The sequence below is a fragment of the Legionella erythra genome, assembly GCF_001467615.1.
Lineage (GTDB): Bacteria > Pseudomonadota > Gammaproteobacteria > Legionellales > Legionellaceae > Legionella_C > Legionella_C erythra.
Genome location: NZ_LNYA01000021.1, coordinates 46,357 through 61,921 on the forward strand (window position 1 = coordinate 46,357; position 15,565 = coordinate 61,921).

Sequence of the window (15,565 nt, forward strand, 5' to 3'; positions counted from 1 at the left end):
GGCTGCCATGGGTGTCGATTATTACCCCTTATGTGCCTACTGGCAAATAGATGAATGCCTGTGTGAATACGATAGGGTAGGGAATTATGGCTTATCCCTGTTTCGGTTTCGCGGCATGAGGAAGGAGGAGTGGTTAGGGCAAAATATTAACGATATGATTATAAAACTTACTATAATTTAAATAGATAAATGTTTGGAGTACTGCAATGGTATCCACGTATTTTTTAGCCGCAGTCATCGGCTGGTATTTGGTAATAGTGAGCCTGATTGTTCTTTTGCGCCAACGTCTGGTGGCCGGTATTATTTCGGATATAACCGGGCAACGCGCTCTGTTGTTTTTTATGGGATTGGTAAGCCTCATTATTGGTTTGCTGTTGGTTCTAAGCCATAATGTCTGGGTCATGGGCTGGCCTGTTATTATTACCATTATCGGCTGGTTGGCAGTGATAGCCGGCATCTTACGCATGGCTTTTCCGGACGTTTCCCTGCGCATGGGGCAATGGTGGCAGCATCGTCCAGTCGCCTTTATGATCATTAGCGTGGTCTACCTTCTCATCGGCTTGTTCCTGTTATATCAGGTTTATGGTGCGCGATTAGGTTTGTAACGAATCACCTTCTCGTGTGTTAGGTACCCAGAGAGAGTAGCGAACGGCGGTCGATTCATCCGCGGCCGCCATTGACAAAAATAGCCGATCCCTTATTATAAGCCCGTTTTTCACCGGGGGTGCTTTGTTTTGACAAAGCTGAGACTTAACCCTTATAACCTGCTCTGGATAATGCCTGCGGAGGGAGTGTGAAGATTAAGCCCTCTCGCGTGGGCCACGTCTGCCATTCTGCTTTGTTTCGCCTGAGCGCTTAAACCAAGAGGATAGAGAGAATGGCTGTACCATTTTACCAATTGATGCTGGTAACCCATCGGCAGCAGACCGCCCTGGATGACTACCTCCATTTTGTAGAGACCTGTGCCAAAGCTGGTATAACATCTGTGCAACTCCGCGAAAAAGAAGCCTCTGCGGATTTTCTTTTTCACTTTGCTGTTCAACTGAAAGCGTTGCTTTCACCCTTAAACATTCCCTTGATTATCAATGACCATGTCGATTTGGCTCTGGCTGTTGATGCGGCTGGTGTCCATCTGGGCAATAGCGATACCTGCCCACAAAAAGCCCGAAAGCAGCTTGGTCATCATCGCATCATCGGGCTGTCCCTTGAGTCTATGACCGATTGCCTGACGGCTAATCAGACCGATGTGGATTACGTGGCGGCCAGCGCTGTTTTTCCAACGGTTAACAAATCCAATATTCGCCGTCATTGGGGCCTTGACGGGCTTAGCAAACTGGCCAGGCAATCCCGACATCCTCTCATTGGTATCGGCGGCATTGATGAAAGCAATCTAAATGCCGTGATGAAGGCGGGTGCTCATGGCGCCGCTATGATTGGTGCCATTCACAATGCGCCTGACCCCGTCGCTGCCATTCAAACGCTCCGTGCATTACAACATTAAGGATTCATGATGCGTTATCAACTGGATACCCGGCTTAAGCGGTTACGCGCTGAGAAGCCGTTAGTGCTTTGCTTAACCAATGTGGTCACTATGAGTGTCGTGGCCAACGGTTTACTGGCGCTGGGAGCGGCACCGATCATGTCGTTGGAAGACGGCGAACTTGAGGAGCTTGTTGCTATTTCACAGGCGCTCTATATCAATATGGGTACATTGAACACGGCTTTTATTGAGCGTATCAACAAGGCTTGCGGTATCGCAGCTCTGCACAATAAGCCCATGATTCTTGATCCCGTTGGCGCCGGAGCCAGTCAAATCAGGACGTTGACAGCGAGATCGCTTGCGCCAAAGGCTGCCATTATTCGCGGCAATGCCAGTGAAATTATTGCTATCACGACGAACGGGGGGATTAGTAAGGGAGTTGAGGCGCTTCATTCGGTGGATGCAGCGCATGCCGCCGCAATGTCTTTGGCAGAGCAAACGTCAGCGGTTGTCGTTGTCAGTGGTGCGGTCGATTTGATCACAGATGGCAGGCAATACAGCCATGTACCGTATGGTTCGCCGCTCATGCCGTTAGTCACGGGCATGGGGTGTACATTAACGGCGATTATCGCAGCCTTTGCCGCAGTGGACCCTCATTTTTATGAGGCAGCGGCCGCGGCGACAACTTATGTCGGCCTCTGCGGTCAGGCCGCTCACCGGTTCGCCAAAGCTCCCGCCAGTTTTCAGATGGCGTTTATTGATGCCCTTTATCAAATGCCGCTTGAGGAGATGGATCATGCGCTATAACACCTTGTCGATTGCCGGCTTTGATGGTTCTGGCGGTGCCGGCATGCAAGCTGATTTAAAAACCTTTGCCGCGTTTGGTTGCTATGGCATGACGGTATTGACGGCCATACCGGTGCAAAATACCTGCGGTGTTAAATCCTGTCATGCCGTTTCATTAACGTGCATTGCGGAGCAATTACAGGCTATTTTTGAGGACATTAAACCCCACAGCATTAAAATCGGCATGCTTTTTTCTCGAGAGATCATTGACCTGGTGGCTGTTTTTCTGAGACAGCAGGCGTCAGGTATCCCTATTGTGCTTGATCCTGTTATGGTCGCTAAAAGCGGAGATCCTTTGTTGCAGGAAGATGCCGTTAACGCTTTAAAAGAGCAATTGATGCCGTTGGTTGACATCATTACCCCTAACCTGCCTGAAGCAGCCCGATTGACTGGTCAGGGAGTAAACACTATAGCCGATATGCCGGATGCGGCAGCCTCCATTCAACAATCAGGAGTGGGGACAGTGCTCATCAAAGGCGGTCATTTGCAACAGGACGATTGCCTGGATTACTTTCTGGGCAAGCAAGGCGTTTCGCAGTGGTTACATGGCTCCCGTATCGATTCCAAAAACACGCACGGCACAGGCTGTACCTTGTCGGCAGCCATTGCGGCTTGTCTTGCCAAGGGATTTAGTCCATATGAAGCCTGTGTGCGTGCCAAGGCGTATTTGTCAGGCGCTATTGCGGCTTCTGCTAATCAGTCAATCGGTCACGGTTTTGGTCCGGTTGATCATTTGTATGCCCTTCATGGAGAATTCTTTAATGAAACTGTCTGAAATAGCCTGGCAAAGAGCGACCCCCATTATTCATCAAATTCTAAACCATCCGTTTAATCAGGCTTTGGCAGAGGGTCGTCTTGCGCCGTCTACCTTTGCATATTATCTTGAGCAGGACAGTTTATACCTGCAGGATTTTGCCCGTTGCCATGCGTTGATTGCAGCCAGGATCCCCTCGGCTTATGCCCGACAATTTTTACATTTTGCCGAGTCGGTTTTTATTGCCGAACAGGATTTGGTGCATCGCTATTTTAAAAAGGAATTTGCTTTTAATGACACGGGCTTATTAGCCCCAGCCACCTTAAGCTACGCCAGTTACCTCTTGCAGACCTGCAGCCTTTCACCGGTAGAAGTGGCGGTGGCGTCGGTATTGCCCTGCTTTTGGGTTTACCGTGAAACCGGCTGTTTTATTGCAAGACAGGCCCGGGTTGATAATCCGTTTTACCGTTGGATTGAAACGTATGCCAGTGATGAATTCAGTCTGGCCGTGGATCAGGCAATCGCCATTTTTGATGAGTTAGCCGCTCACGCGCCGGAAGAGCTCAGAGTAAATATGGTGAAGGCATTTTATAATAGCACCTGCCTTGAATGGCATTTCTGGAACGACGCCTACCATCATCGGGTTTTTGACTCCTTAAGCCAGCATTCAGTCTAATGTCCGATGTCCGCGCGTCAGGGGCGCTGTTGCCTATATCATAAGCTTCGCTAGCCCCTTGAGGGGCTAGCTCAAAAATCCCCATGCTTTCAGGCAAACCAAGCAATCGCAGGCTCGACCTGCCTTGACTACCTTGACTGAAGTTATACCGTTTAGGTTCGTAACGCCATCTTTTGTAATAATTTTTTATTTATTCTTCCGGAAACCTGCGATCCAGGCAAAAAACGAACGTTTCAAGATCAGATTTATTCCCTAACCACGTTGCTGTGTTATTGCTACGTAAGGAACAAATAATGTTCAGAGTGTATAATAATTATAAATTCTTACGTTCTATTCATTCGTATGGAAAGCAAACAGGAAATCACCACCCCTTCGCAGATAGACTTAATCCATGCGATCGTGATGACAAAAAATAATCTGCACAAATCCCATTATGATATCACGGGCATTGTGTGGCCGCCTCAAGTCATGCAAGTGATTTTGGCGCTCAAAGCCGAAAGTCGGAGAGGGAGGCAATTACCTTTTTATTATCAGGTGATTGAGTATGAGGAAGATAGCAAGGGTGGCATGGACGCGAAGAAAAATGAGGCACTTATCAAGTTCATTCAGTTTCTTGAAAAAAATGCAGACAAATTGCCTCCCGGGCTTCGTTTCCAGTTGGCGGTTCTACTGGATGGTCATTGGACAGTGGTCGACCACGTCGTTACTTCAAAAGGCATTTCCTGCTTTAATCTGGACGCGGTTATGGATAAGCGCGCCCTGCGGTTCTTCCGCAATTATATTCTTCTACTGGATAAAGCGAGGGTATTGCATGCCTCCTACATCTATTACGTGAATGTGCCTGAGCCGCTCTTTGGGCCTACGCCAAAAGAAAAAGTGGAGCACATGATCCAGACTGATTTTGTCAGTTGCGGTATTTTTATGGCCGATCATTTATCATTTCTGTCCAGAACCCACGTATTTCATCATTTAAAAGCCATGGCCGGTGAACCCGTGTTTAAAAAGTTGGGTCGAAACGACGTCAGTCCCGCCCTTGCCCCCATTTTCCGTTTGACGCAAAGCAAGCATTTACTGAGAAAATTAACTGGGCAACAAAGCGAAGCAGCCATTAGTAAACATGATAAAGGAAAAACCCTGAAATCGATTAAACAGCAGTCGCTTACCGAGAGCATTAAGTACAATGTTATTACCAAGGGGGACAAGCTGCTGGAAAATGCCATCGTTAATGTAAAGAGCAGGAGTGAACAGGAAATTGCTCCTTTGTTTGCCAATGATTTGATAACCAGGCTGACGCCCTACGTGGAGCATTATTCAGCAGTGATAAATCAGCTTGCTGCCTTAATCTACACTCGGATAGCGGATTGCAAAGGTATGAATGATCAAACTGTAATAGAAATCATGGCCTCTATTCATCAGATCATGTTGGGGAAGGATAAGGATGACATCAAGCTGGCTGCCATTACGTCTCTGTTGCTGAACCGTTTGCCAGGAAAGGACGTCAACAGCTATCGTCTGCTCACTGCATCGATAAGCTTCACCGTCTTTCATTGCGAGGATAATGACGCGCTATGGAAATTTTATTTGGATATGATGAAGAATCCCGTTAACACAGGGCTCATGCATCATACCCATTCTTTTTTTAACACCCCGACAAAGTTGACTCCCTCGCTGTCAACTTATATTGACAAAGCAGTTAAAGTGCAGTTATTGCTGAATGCCCTCAAAGAGTTGCGCCAGGGCTATGACTCGCCCTTGACTCATCTGACGGATGAAATGCAGAAATTTATTAAAAAATCCCGTACATTTGATGTAAAAGCCACCAAAAGTGAACGGTTATTACAGCAAATCATCCTCGCAGCCAGTGAGGAATCGACGCTTTATGTCATTGAGCAGGAATTAGAAGCCGATAAAGCAACCCTTCTTAAGGGGTTTGGTTTTGAAAGCGGGCCGCTGGCGTCTGAGCACTCGTTGAAACTTTAGTTTTACTGCTAGTTGTCAATACGCGATAAATATGTCAAAAAAGAATAACTTGATACTGAATTGACTTCGCATGTTCAAACTTTTAAGAAAACTCAGGTTTTTATTTCTTTTTTTTGTCTTGTTGTTATTTTGCCTGACCAAAGCTGTGGAGGCCCAGGTTGATTTGTGGCGCCTGACGGATTTTGTGTTAGTTATTCTGATTGTGACCAGTCTTGTGGTAATAGGCGAGCAGGAGCATCGTTTATTGTTCTGGCTTACCATTTTGGGCATATTGCAGATAGCAAGCCAGATGATCATTAATTTATGGGGATCACAACTTCCCATTGAAGCGTTTAAGTCCTTGCTCGCCATGATTTTCTTCCTGCTGATGACTGTGGCTTGTTTACGTTTAACGCTTAAAGATGAGTCTATTAACATAACAACCCTGTTCGGTTCGCTGTCGGCTTACCTATTCATCGGTTTAGCCTTTGCCTATCTCTACCTGATGATTTATGTGCTGGATAATCTGGCGCTATCCGGTTTACGTCCCCATGAGGAAGTGCGGGCGATTTATTATTCGTTCAGTACCCTGACCACTGTCGGGTTTGGTGATATTTTAGCGATAAAACCAATCATGCAGACACTGACCTGGATGGAAGCCTTCTGTGGTCAGGCCTATATGGCTATCTTTATTTCGCAATTGGTCGGGCGGTTTGTCGCAGAAAAAATGACAGTAAAGCCATAAATACCTGAGGATTGGGCTGCACGGAGTGCAGCCCGAAGAAAGCGAACAAATCGCTTATTTCATTTTAGCGGCCTGTGTTGCCTCTTCCGTCTCACCTTCCGCTTCGTCAGTGGGAAGGGGGCCAGTGGCTAAGTTTAAAAGATGAACTCCGGCATCAACATACTGGACTGCAACAGGCAACTCCTTGCTACCCATGGCCAGCGAGCCAGTGATATTCAATTCACGGCCTGCATTCAGAAACATAGCGGCATATTTTTCAAAATCGGTTGCGTTCTTACGCATGCTTAAAAGCGTAAAGCCATGGGTGGACAGATCCAGTAAAAAAGTCGCCGTATGCTCTTGCGGGTTGGTATAGAGCTGATATAACGAGGCAAGAAAAGCCCCGGTATTTAGGCCAATTTTGGCATTGTCAACAGTAAGGTAATCTTTAAATAATCCAAATTTAGCTAACATGTCACGTACACCCTCATTAATTAAGGAATGGCAATTAAACCCGTTTTATGGAAAAAATCAAGTCATTTTAGGGGCATAGGGAAACATAATGCCTGCACAATTCCTCAAAGGGTTAAAATTTAGGCTATAATTCTTTAAATACTTATGGAAACAGCAACATAGCCTAAGGAGTCTGCATGGAAGTCAAGGCATTTCAGTATGTTGGAGGTAAAGGTTGGAGTGTTGACCATTTCCCGGAACTGGATTCCGAGCAGTCCTTAATCATTGTGTTCGCCGCGCCGGATTTTTATAACAATCCTGCACCCATAAAGGAATTGGCATCCTTTTATAAAAAAGCCCAAATGATCGGCTGCTCCACAGCGGGTGAGATTTTTGGCCCAAGCATTTTCGATAAAAGCCTCTCGGTGGTGATCATTCGATTTAGCAAAACCCCCATACAAATTGCCAAGGCAGAGGTCAAGAGCAACCAGGAGTCGTTTGAGGCAGGTAAACGCATTGCCAAACAGCTTATGAGTGATGACTTGCAGAGTATTTTTGTCCTGTCTGATGGCTTAAAGGTCAATGGCTCGGACTTGGTTAAGGGGTTGAATTCGCAAGGGCAGGGGATGCTTATTTCAGGCGGGCTCGCGGGCGATAACAGCGAGTTTAAAAATACCTGGACTATTTATAATGGTGAAATCCTGACTGATCACATTGTAGCCGTGGGTTTTTATGGTGAACACATTAACATTGCCCATGCGTCCAAAGGCGGCTGGGATATCTTTGGCCCTGCGCGTCACATTACCCGATCTGAACAAAACATCCTGTATGAGCTGGATAACCAACCGGCTTTGTCCTTGTATAAGGAATATCTGGGTGAACGCGCGGCTGAATTACCCGCTTCAGGTTTATTATTCCCTCTGGCGATTTGGGACAATGCTGAAAAAGATGCCACCCCGGTGGTGCGTACAATTCTTGGAATTGATGAGAAAGAAAATGCCTTGATTTTTGCAGGTGACATGCCGATTGGGTATTATGCCCAGCTCATGCGCGCCAATTTTGACCGCTTGATTAACAGCGCCAGTGAAGCCGGTGAAATCGCCAAGAAGACCATTTTTGACCAGAAGCCATCCGAGAAAGAGCAGGTTGTTACTATCAGTATCAGTTGTGTCGGCAGACGCCTTTTGCTTGGGGAACGCACGGAGGAAGAGACGGAATCAACCTTCGAAGCCTTTCCTGAGGGGACGACTCAGGTGGGATTTTATTCCTATGGGGAATTATCGCCGCTGGCCTCCGGCGACTGTCGGCTTCATAACCAAACCATGACGTTGACGACTTTTATGGAAAAATAATGCCTGAAACGGGGAAGACATGGAATTACACAAGCTGCTAAACCGGCAACTGTACCGTACCGAATGCAAGGTTGATGAACCACCCAAAGACACCAGGCAGTGGGAGGAGCTCCTTTCCCGCATTAACAAAACCTATCTGGAGGCCGACATGGAGCGTTACATGTTGGAGCGCTCCATGGATATCTCATCGCGAGAGATGATGATGTTGAACCAACGCCTGGAAAATGCACAAAAAATTGCCAAATTGTGTTACTGGCATTATGACTCTGAAACACAGCATGTGACCTGGTCCAAAGAAATTTATAATTTGACTGCTTTACCGGTTGGCCAGAACACCCGTGATGATTTTATGACCATTGTTCATCCCGATGATCGTGAACGATTGCTTGAACTGGTTGAGCAGGCAATCCATGAGCATATGAACTACGAATACGACATGCGGGTCTTAAACGGTGAGGGTCAATACGGCTGGTTTCGTACGGTCGCCCATTGCCTTGAAGATCCGATGAAACTCGCAGGAGTACTGATAGATATTACCGGCAGCAAAAAAGCGGAAGCCAAGATCAAGGAGTTGAATCAAAAATTGCTGGTCAGTGCGCGCCGGGCCGGAATGTCCGAAATCGCGACGTTTATCCTGCACAACATTGGCAATGTTTTAAACAGCCTCAATATTTCCCTGGGTAGTTTGAAAGAAAATTTTGATCAACCCTATTTTGCCAAACTGAGTAAAATAGCGTCGTTAATCGAGGAAAACCGCCATCATCTTGGAGCGTTTTTAACTGAAGATGAAAAAGGCAAATTAATCCCCGATTATCTGGTTGCGTTAAGCGACATGATTAGGAAACAGAATGAGAATAATCAGGCAGAACTGGTAAGTATCGAAAATAATCTGCAGCACATCAAGGATATTGTGGCCATGCAGCAAACCTTTGGCGGCGTATCCGGTGTGGATGAGCGAATTCTTTTGTCAGAACAATTGGAAACCACCTTGCAGATGCTTATCCATCCTCACAAAGACAAAGCGTTGACCATTCATAAGCAGTTCGTTCCCGGTGCTTACGTAGTGACCGATCGCTCTAAATTATTGCAGATTTTAATCAATCTGGTTCAAAACGCCAAAGAAGCGGTTTACTGCAATGCAGAGGGTAAGGAGAAACGCGTTGAATTAGTGATTGAAAAAGAAAAGGACAATTATGTCATACGCGTTATCGACAACGGTGATGGCATTTTACCGGAAAACATCAATCGTATTTTTTCCTTTGGCTTTACCACCAAGAAGGACGGGCATGGCTTTGGTTTGCATAGCAGCGCAATCGCTGCTAAAAATATAGGCGGCTCACTGGCTGCTCGCAGTGATGGTCCGGGTCAGGGGGCCCAATTTATTTTAACTCTGCCGGTGAAGCGTACACAGGATGGAGCGATATTCAATGAATAACATCGCCTTACGCTTGATGATCATTGACGATAATCCTGCCATTCATCAGGATTTTATCAAAGTATTAACTGGCAACAGCCGTACCCGCACGTTTACTGAACTGGATGAGGAGCTTTTTGGCGACGATCAAGGCAATGCAGAGGAGAAGGAATGCCTGCTGCCCCAGTTTATTATCGATACCTCCGAACAGGGCCAGGAAGGGGTTGAAAAAATCAAAAAAGCACTGGCGGAAGGAAAACAATACGCGCTGGCTTTTGTAGATATCCGCATGCCTCCAGGTTGGGATGGGCTGGAAACGATAAGACAAATCTGGAAAGTCGATAAAGATATCCAGGTGGTGATTTGTACAGCCTATTCCGATTATACCTGGGATGAGACAGTCCAGAAGCTCGGCATCAGCGATAATCTTCTGGTGCTCAAAAAGCCGTTTGATAAAGTTGCTGTCCGCCAATTAGCGTGTGCATTGACCCGTAAATGGCTGTTGGCAAAAGAATCAAGGGTCCACACGGAACAATTGCATCAATTGGTTTCAGAACGGACTCAATCCTTGCAGCATTCGCTATCGCTATTAAGAGCAACCATTGAATCCTCCACTGATGGAATTGTGGTCGTCGACTTGCACGGCAAAATCATTGATTACAACAGCCAGTTCTTAAAAATATGGAATATACCAAAGCAGTTGGTTGAATCAAAAGAAGAAAAAAAGGTGATGCACCATATCACCAATATGCTTTATCACCCAAATGAATACCAGGATTTGCACCAACAGCTCGTTGAACATACTGAAGAAACCGGTCTTAAAATCATCAAGGTGAAGGAAAATCGAATCATCGAATGCTATTCGCAACCCCACTGTGTGAATACCGAAACCGTGGGAAGGGTCTGGAGTTTCCGCGACATTACTGACAGGGCCCTGTTGGAGCAGAAGCTTGAATACCAGGCTATGCATGATTCATTAACGGGCTTGCCTAACCGCATCCTGCTCGATGACCGCATTCGTCAGGCCATAGCCAATTGTGCCCGTTATCATAAGTTTTTCGCCGTGTTGTTTATTGATCTTGACCGCTTCAAGCTGGTTAATGACAGCCTCGGTCATGAATTTGGCGACAAACTGTTAAAAGCCATCGCCAAACGCCTGTCATCTCTGATTCGCTCTGAAGACACCTTGGCTCGACTAGGGGGGGACGAATTTGTATTGGTGATACCGGGTTTAAAAAATCCGGAAGACAGTGCATCCATCGCCCAAAAAATTTTAACATCGTTTAACCGCCCGTTTCATATTGCCAATCGTGAAATTAATATTGTGGCCAGCATGGGGATCAGCGTTTACCCTTCCAATGGTAAAACAGCAACCACGCTGTTAAAAAATGCAGACATTGCCATGTATGAGGCCAAGGAAAAGGGCGGCTCGCAATTTAAATTCTATACCAACAAATTAAACCAGCAATTGTCAAAGCAGGTGCAACTGGAAGCTGATCTTCGCAATGGTCTGTTAAAAAATGAATTTTTCTTGCTTTATCAACCTCAGTTTAATTTGCAAGATCGAAAATTACAGGCGGTTGAAGCCTTGCTGCGTTGGCAAAACCCTAAACGGGGATTGGTGTTGCCCATAGATTTTATTCCCTTGGCTGAGGAGTCCGGATTAATTGTACCCCTCGGCGAATGGGTCATAGAGGAGGTCTGTCGCCAGATTAATGCCTGGAAGGAGAGCGGTTTGCCGGATATCCGGGTAGCCATTAATGTAGGGACTCAGCAATTGAGGCAAAGCAATTTTGCCATGACAGTGAGCAGACTACTCAAACAATACCACATCGATCCGCAATACATCGAGATTGAAATCACTGAAAACGTGATTATTGCTCACACCGAAATTCATCGCATGATTCAGCAGCTCAAGAAGTTGGGTGTTAAAATTGTTTTGGATGATTTCGGCACGGGTAATTCCAGTTTGAATTACTTAAAACGCATCCCGTTTGACCGTTTGAAAATCGACCAATCATTTGTCCAGAATATCAATAAATCCCGAAGCGATGAGGTGATTATTGAAGCCATTATTGCTATGGCCCGCAGTTTGAATTTTAAAGTCCTGGCAGAAGGAGTGGAAACCCAGAATCAAATGGAGTTTTTAGCAGGCCAGCGTTGCGATGAGGTCCAGGGGTATTTATTAAGCCGTCCTGTCTCTGCGGATACGGTCAACCAGATTTTAAGCGATGAGATAGCACAACATAGAAAAAGCAAAAAGAGAAAAAAAACCAACCAGTCCAATCAGAAATAATGGCTTGCAATTGGCCGATAAACTTTGTAGGGTGTTTCTTTTTACTCTAAGTGCTTACTATGAAATTAACTGCCAAATGGTTACTCCCGTTGCTCGGATTACATCTCGCTTCAGCCCAGGCTGTGTGTGTTGTCAATGACACGGATTTTAAAATGTATTATGAGATCGAAAATCGCAATACCGGCTGCCCCATACCGAAGGAGCGTTTTCACAGCGGGTATTTAAATGCCCACGAGAAACGTTGTCATGCCCATTCTTCAGCGGAAGGGGATGATTGGAAAATCTACCGCAAGGATGTGATTACCGTTTATAAAATTGACGGTAATCAGCGCCAACGGGCTTGTTACAAATCGGTAGAAGGGATCCTTAATTTTCTCGAAGTCAGTTATGTGGCTAATCAATGGTGGTGCCTTGACAAAAGCGACTATGAAGATTAAGCCTCCCGGTTAAGGAGTTCCGCTTGCCCCTCTTTGCACAGAGGGAGTACAGGAGAGAACATGAAAACCTTAGTCATCACCGGTGCCAGCCGCGGCATTGGCCTGGCTACCGCGCGTTATTTTCTTGAAAAGGGGTGGGTGGTTATCGGCAGTTCCACCCGCGGTACTTCTGGGCTCACGCATCCCTCACTAACCATGCTTCCCCTTGATCTGGCGCACGCTTCAAGTATCCAGGCTTTTGTCCGGTCGTTACCTGATTTTGATTTACTAATAAACAATGCTGCAGTACTACTGGATTGGAATCAGCAGGCAGGCATCGATGTGACTCTGCTTAAAACAACGTTTGACATCAATGTATTTGGTACAATTGAATTAACCGAAGCCTGCCTGGATAAGCTTGCCGCGCAGGGGCAAATAATCAATATGTCGTCAAGCTGGGGTTCGTTTGAGGCCAATGACTCCCCTTATCAACCGCATTACAAAATGTCCAAGACCTGTCTTAATATGTACACCAAACTGTTAGCAGTGCGTTTTCCTTCACGGTTCATTGCCAGTTTTGATCCCGGGTGGGTTAAAACGGATATGGGCACAGAGCATGCGCCCACTCATCCGTCCCAGGTGGCAAAGGAACTCTATGCGTTGACTGAGAACCCTGCAGAAAGCGGATGTTTCTGGCATCGCGGCCATAAAATCCTCTGGTAAATGAGTTTATCTGGCACTGGCACTGGCAATGTACCGGAGCACCAATCCGGTTTCCCGTTCCCCGCGCTTCACTAAACGCTGATAAAACTGGATAATAATTTCAGCCCCCTTGGTTTTATCCAATGACGGGGATTGTGGGTTTTGAAAAGTGGTTTCTACATTGTTACTGCCGTATTCTGCTGCAAGTGCGTCAAATAGCTCGCCCAGGAGAGCCTGTGCTTCGAGGATCTCATGCCTCGAGAGGGCGGGAGCGGGGTGGGTAATGGCACTGATAATAATGTCTTCCTTGGCTTTAAGGAGCCTGTCAATGTAGCTTTTCGAAGCTTTGACGAGTTCGTCCATCTCCGGTTCATTGGTAAATCGTTCGGGAAACTCAGAAATCAGCACTAATTTCGGATTAATTTTGAACAGGTGTTGATAAAAATCCAGCGTGCCCTTCATTTGGTTATAAAGTGCCTGGTTAGACGAATAGACTGCATATTTCATGACTTCCGCATTCACGAAGTCGCTGGTTTTGTAGAGAATGTTCTGTGGTTGATTGTTTAAGATGTCTTTTTTTACTGCGGCAACGTAACGATTGAATGTTTCGGGTGATTTTTGAGCCAGCAAGGCAAACAGGGGACTGGCTTTTTTAATATCGCTTTCAAAGTTGGCTGCCTGGTAATAGGGAATTCCATAGGTACGGGTTAAAAACAGAGCAATCATGACCGCTAAAACAGTCAATAATGACCCCATCTTCCTGTCAAGATTGGCATAATAGGAAAGCCCGGCTAAAAGGATAGCCGCTAACGCGCCTGCAAGCATGTAAATAAGAATAGTCATGACGGACTCTTGTTTTTATTCTTGCTTAAAGGATAGTACATCGCATTTAAAGCGTACGGCTTTTCCCCTGTTTTTATGACGTTTTTAGGCATGAACGGTCTTGCCACCATACGTTATCACTGATTATCCACAAATTCTGTGGATAACTCTGTGTATACGCTGTCAGATGCTTTATAGTCTATAGTGACAACCAGGTGTTGCTAAAAGGAGAACGGGTATGGAACAAGCAATCGTGCAATTTTTTACCTCAGAGGCTTACGCCGTCATCGGTGCATCCAATGATCGCACGAAATTTGGTAATAAAGTCCTGCGGTGTTATTTACAACATCATAAAAAAGTTTATCCTGTCCATCCCATGGAGACCTTGGTCGAAGGCTTGGCTGCAGTAAAGACTGTGCGTGATTTGCCGGATACGGTAAAAAGCATCTCCATTGTGACGCCGCCTGCTGTTACGGAGAAAGTCATGACCGAAGCCATTGCCAGGGGCATTGACAATGTCTGGATGCAACCCGGTGCCGAGAGCAGGAAGGCCATTAACGATGCCTTGCAGCATGGGTTAAATGTCATTGCTGAAGGGCCTTGCATACTGGTGGCGCTTGGTTGCTCTCTTGAGTAAGGGTATTGATTGAAGAACAGGTTAAAGTATGAATTTAAATCAGGATACACCGTCTGAAAAGCTGTTTTCATATGGCACGTTGCGTTATGAAGCGGTTCAATTGGCAACCTTCGGACGCAAGCTCACAGGAAAGCCTGATGAGCTATGTGGTTATTCACTGTCTATGATGGCAATCCATGATCCCGATGTGGTAGCGACCAGTGGCCATTCGCTGCATCCGATTCTTCATTATACAGGCAAACAGTCCGATCGTGTGGCTGGCATGGTTTTTTATGTCAGCCTTGAGGAATTAAAGCGGGCAGATGAATACGAAGTAGCCGACTACAGGCGCGTTCAGGTGCAGCTTGAATCCGGGGAGGAGGCCTGGGTCTATGTTGGCGTAGGGTTGAGCGCTTAAGGGAGCGAGCACATTCGCCAGCTAGGTTTTATGTGGCTTGGTTATTGGGAAATCACCGTTTTTCAAGGCGATGCCGCGATAGAGCCCTTTGCATTCATTGGTGCTCCACATTCCTTTTGTCACCCCTCGTTGGCCGCGTTTAAACAGGTAATAATGAATGCGGTCTTCCCACACTTTACCCCGGCTTATGCCGCGGGCGCGGAGTTCCCCCTGCATAAAGTAAAAATCGTCAATAGCCCGGACGTGAAACGTTGCCTGGTCAAGAATAATACCGCGATTAGTGATAATAGGGTAGGTGAGCGCGCCGTTTACGGTGTGAATAAAACGTCCTGGTGTGTGTTCATCACAATAGTTTTGATTGACGTAGCGTTGGGCGGGTACCGCCTGATAGTAAGTCCCTTGCCAGGTTGTTTGATCCATTGCGCCAAAAGCCAGGCATACATGATTTAAAACCAGAAAAGCAACCAGCCATTTCCCATTCATTTTATTAAATTCCATACAGCAATTTTGCGGGGCTGCATTGTAATCCATTTTTTTTAAAAGTATAAGTTGGCAGGGATGATGGTCAGGGCTAACGCACCTGATTTTTAAAACGCTGTAAGAAAAAGATCAAGTGGGTGCAAGAAAAAGATCAGGG

General features: G+C 46.2%; 18 protein-coding genes and 1 riboswitch. Of the genes, 15 read left to right on the forward strand and 3 right to left on the reverse strand.

All coding sequences use genetic code 11. The features are described 5' to 3' along the window. The 8 genes from Lery_RS15590 to Lery_RS04815 all read left to right on the forward strand — a co-directional run. Nucleotides 1-181: hypothetical protein (locus Lery_RS15590; RefSeq protein ID WP_237759147.1), on the forward strand; the 181-nt coding region annotated here is incomplete at its 5' end. A gap of 25 nt (nt 182-206) precedes the next feature. Beyond that, complete coding sequence (locus Lery_RS04785) at nt 207-605, forward strand: hypothetical protein (protein WP_058526124.1); 399 nt, start codon at nt 207-209, stop codon at nt 603-605. Nucleotides 606-710: 105 nt separating this feature from the next. Then, nucleotides 711-809: riboswitch (TPP riboswitch) on the forward strand. Between the two features lie 68 nt (nt 810-877). Beyond that, nucleotides 878-1,501 carry a thiamine phosphate synthase gene (gene thiE / locus Lery_RS04790; RefSeq protein WP_058526125.1) on the forward strand — a complete coding sequence of 208 codons (624 nt, stop codon included), beginning with the start codon at nt 878-880 and terminating at the stop codon, nt 1,499-1,501. 6 nt (nt 1,502-1,507) lie between these two features. Beyond that, nucleotides 1,508-2,287, forward strand: a complete 780-nt coding sequence (thiM, locus tag Lery_RS04795; RefSeq protein WP_237759148.1) for a hydroxyethylthiazole kinase — start codon at nt 1,508-1,510, stop codon at nt 2,285-2,287. After that, nucleotides 2,277-3,101 (forward strand): bifunctional hydroxymethylpyrimidine kinase/phosphomethylpyrimidine kinase, encoded by an 825-nt coding sequence (gene thiD, locus Lery_RS04800; RefSeq protein WP_058526127.1) that lies wholly within the window; start codon nt 2,277-2,279, stop codon nt 3,099-3,101. Before thiM ends, thiD begins: the two co-directional genes overlap by 11 nt. Next, nucleotides 3,088-3,756 (forward strand): TenA family protein, encoded by a 669-nt coding sequence (locus Lery_RS04805; RefSeq protein ID WP_058526128.1) that lies wholly within the window; start codon nt 3,088-3,090, stop codon nt 3,754-3,756. The genes thiD and Lery_RS04805 overlap by 14 nt, the downstream gene beginning before the upstream one ends. Before the next feature lie 402 nt (nt 3,757-4,158). Next, nucleotides 4,159-5,736: a hypothetical protein gene (locus Lery_RS04810; protein ID WP_131751190.1), complete on the forward strand. Its 1,578-nt coding sequence runs from the start codon at nt 4,159-4,161 to the stop codon at nt 5,734-5,736. Nucleotides 5,737-5,806: 70 nt separating this feature from the next. Beyond that, the gene (locus Lery_RS04815; protein WP_058526130.1) at nt 5,807-6,460 is read left to right on the forward strand and encodes an ion channel; all 654 of its coding nucleotides are present in this window, start codon (nt 5,807-5,809) and stop codon (nt 6,458-6,460) included. A 54-nt stretch (nt 6,461-6,514) separates the two neighbouring features. On the opposite strand, the gene Lery_RS04820 is transcribed toward Lery_RS04815, so the two are convergent. Then, nucleotides 6,515-6,913: a hypothetical protein gene (locus Lery_RS04820; RefSeq protein WP_058526131.1), complete on the reverse strand. Its 399-nt coding sequence runs from the start codon at nt 6,911-6,913 to the stop codon at nt 6,515-6,517. Nucleotides 6,914-7,089: 176 nt separating this feature from the next. Here Lery_RS04820 and Lery_RS04825 point away from each other — a divergent pair, with 176 nt between their 5' ends. Genes Lery_RS04825 through Lery_RS04845 form a run of 5 tightly spaced genes read left to right on the forward strand, consistent with a single transcriptional unit; the run spans nt 7,090 to nt 13,093 of the window. Continuing rightward, nucleotides 7,090-8,244 (forward strand): FIST signal transduction protein, encoded by a 1,155-nt coding sequence (locus tag Lery_RS04825; protein WP_058526132.1) that lies wholly within the window; start codon nt 7,090-7,092, stop codon nt 8,242-8,244. Nucleotides 8,245-8,263: 19 nt separating this feature from the next. Further along, complete coding sequence (locus Lery_RS04830) at nt 8,264-9,679, forward strand: sensor histidine kinase (protein WP_058526133.1); 1,416 nt, start codon at nt 8,264-8,266, stop codon at nt 9,677-9,679. Next, nucleotides 9,672-11,954 (forward strand): EAL domain-containing protein, encoded by a 2,283-nt coding sequence (locus Lery_RS04835; RefSeq protein WP_058526134.1) that lies wholly within the window; start codon nt 9,672-9,674, stop codon nt 11,952-11,954. The genes Lery_RS04830 and Lery_RS04835 overlap by 8 nt, the downstream gene beginning before the upstream one ends. A gap of 59 nt (nt 11,955-12,013) precedes the next feature. Beyond that, the gene (locus Lery_RS04840) at nt 12,014-12,391 is read left to right on the forward strand and encodes a hypothetical protein (RefSeq protein ID WP_058526135.1); all 378 of its coding nucleotides are present in this window, start codon (nt 12,014-12,016) and stop codon (nt 12,389-12,391) included. A 60-nt stretch (nt 12,392-12,451) separates the two neighbouring features. After that, nucleotides 12,452-13,093 (forward strand): SDR family NAD(P)-dependent oxidoreductase, encoded by a 642-nt coding sequence (locus tag Lery_RS04845; RefSeq protein ID WP_058526136.1) that lies wholly within the window; start codon nt 12,452-12,454, stop codon nt 13,091-13,093. A 6-nt stretch (nt 13,094-13,099) separates the two neighbouring features. Here Lery_RS04845 and Lery_RS04850 read toward each other — a convergent pair whose 3' ends face one another. Continuing rightward, nucleotides 13,100-13,915, reverse strand: coding sequence for a hypothetical protein (locus tag Lery_RS04850; protein ID WP_058526137.1), 816 nt, complete (start codon nt 13,913-13,915; stop codon nt 13,100-13,102). 217 nt (nt 13,916-14,132) lie between these two features. Here Lery_RS04850 and Lery_RS04855 point away from each other — a divergent pair, with 217 nt between their 5' ends. Together Lery_RS04855 and Lery_RS04860 are read left to right on the forward strand one after the other, a co-directional pair. Beyond that, nucleotides 14,133-14,531 carry a CoA-binding protein gene (locus Lery_RS04855; RefSeq protein WP_058526138.1) on the forward strand — a complete coding sequence of 133 codons (399 nt, stop codon included), beginning with the start codon at nt 14,133-14,135 and terminating at the stop codon, nt 14,529-14,531. A 28-nt stretch (nt 14,532-14,559) separates the two neighbouring features. Next, nucleotides 14,560-14,928, forward strand: a complete 369-nt coding sequence (locus tag Lery_RS04860; RefSeq protein WP_058526139.1) for a gamma-glutamylcyclotransferase family protein — start codon at nt 14,560-14,562, stop codon at nt 14,926-14,928. A 21-nt stretch (nt 14,929-14,949) separates the two neighbouring features. Here Lery_RS04860 and Lery_RS04865 read toward each other — a convergent pair whose 3' ends face one another. After that, the gene (locus Lery_RS04865) at nt 14,950-15,411 is read right to left on the reverse strand and encodes a hypothetical protein (RefSeq protein WP_131751191.1); all 462 of its coding nucleotides are present in this window, start codon (nt 15,409-15,411) and stop codon (nt 14,950-14,952) included. Between the last annotated feature and the right edge of the window lie 154 nt (nt 15,412-15,565).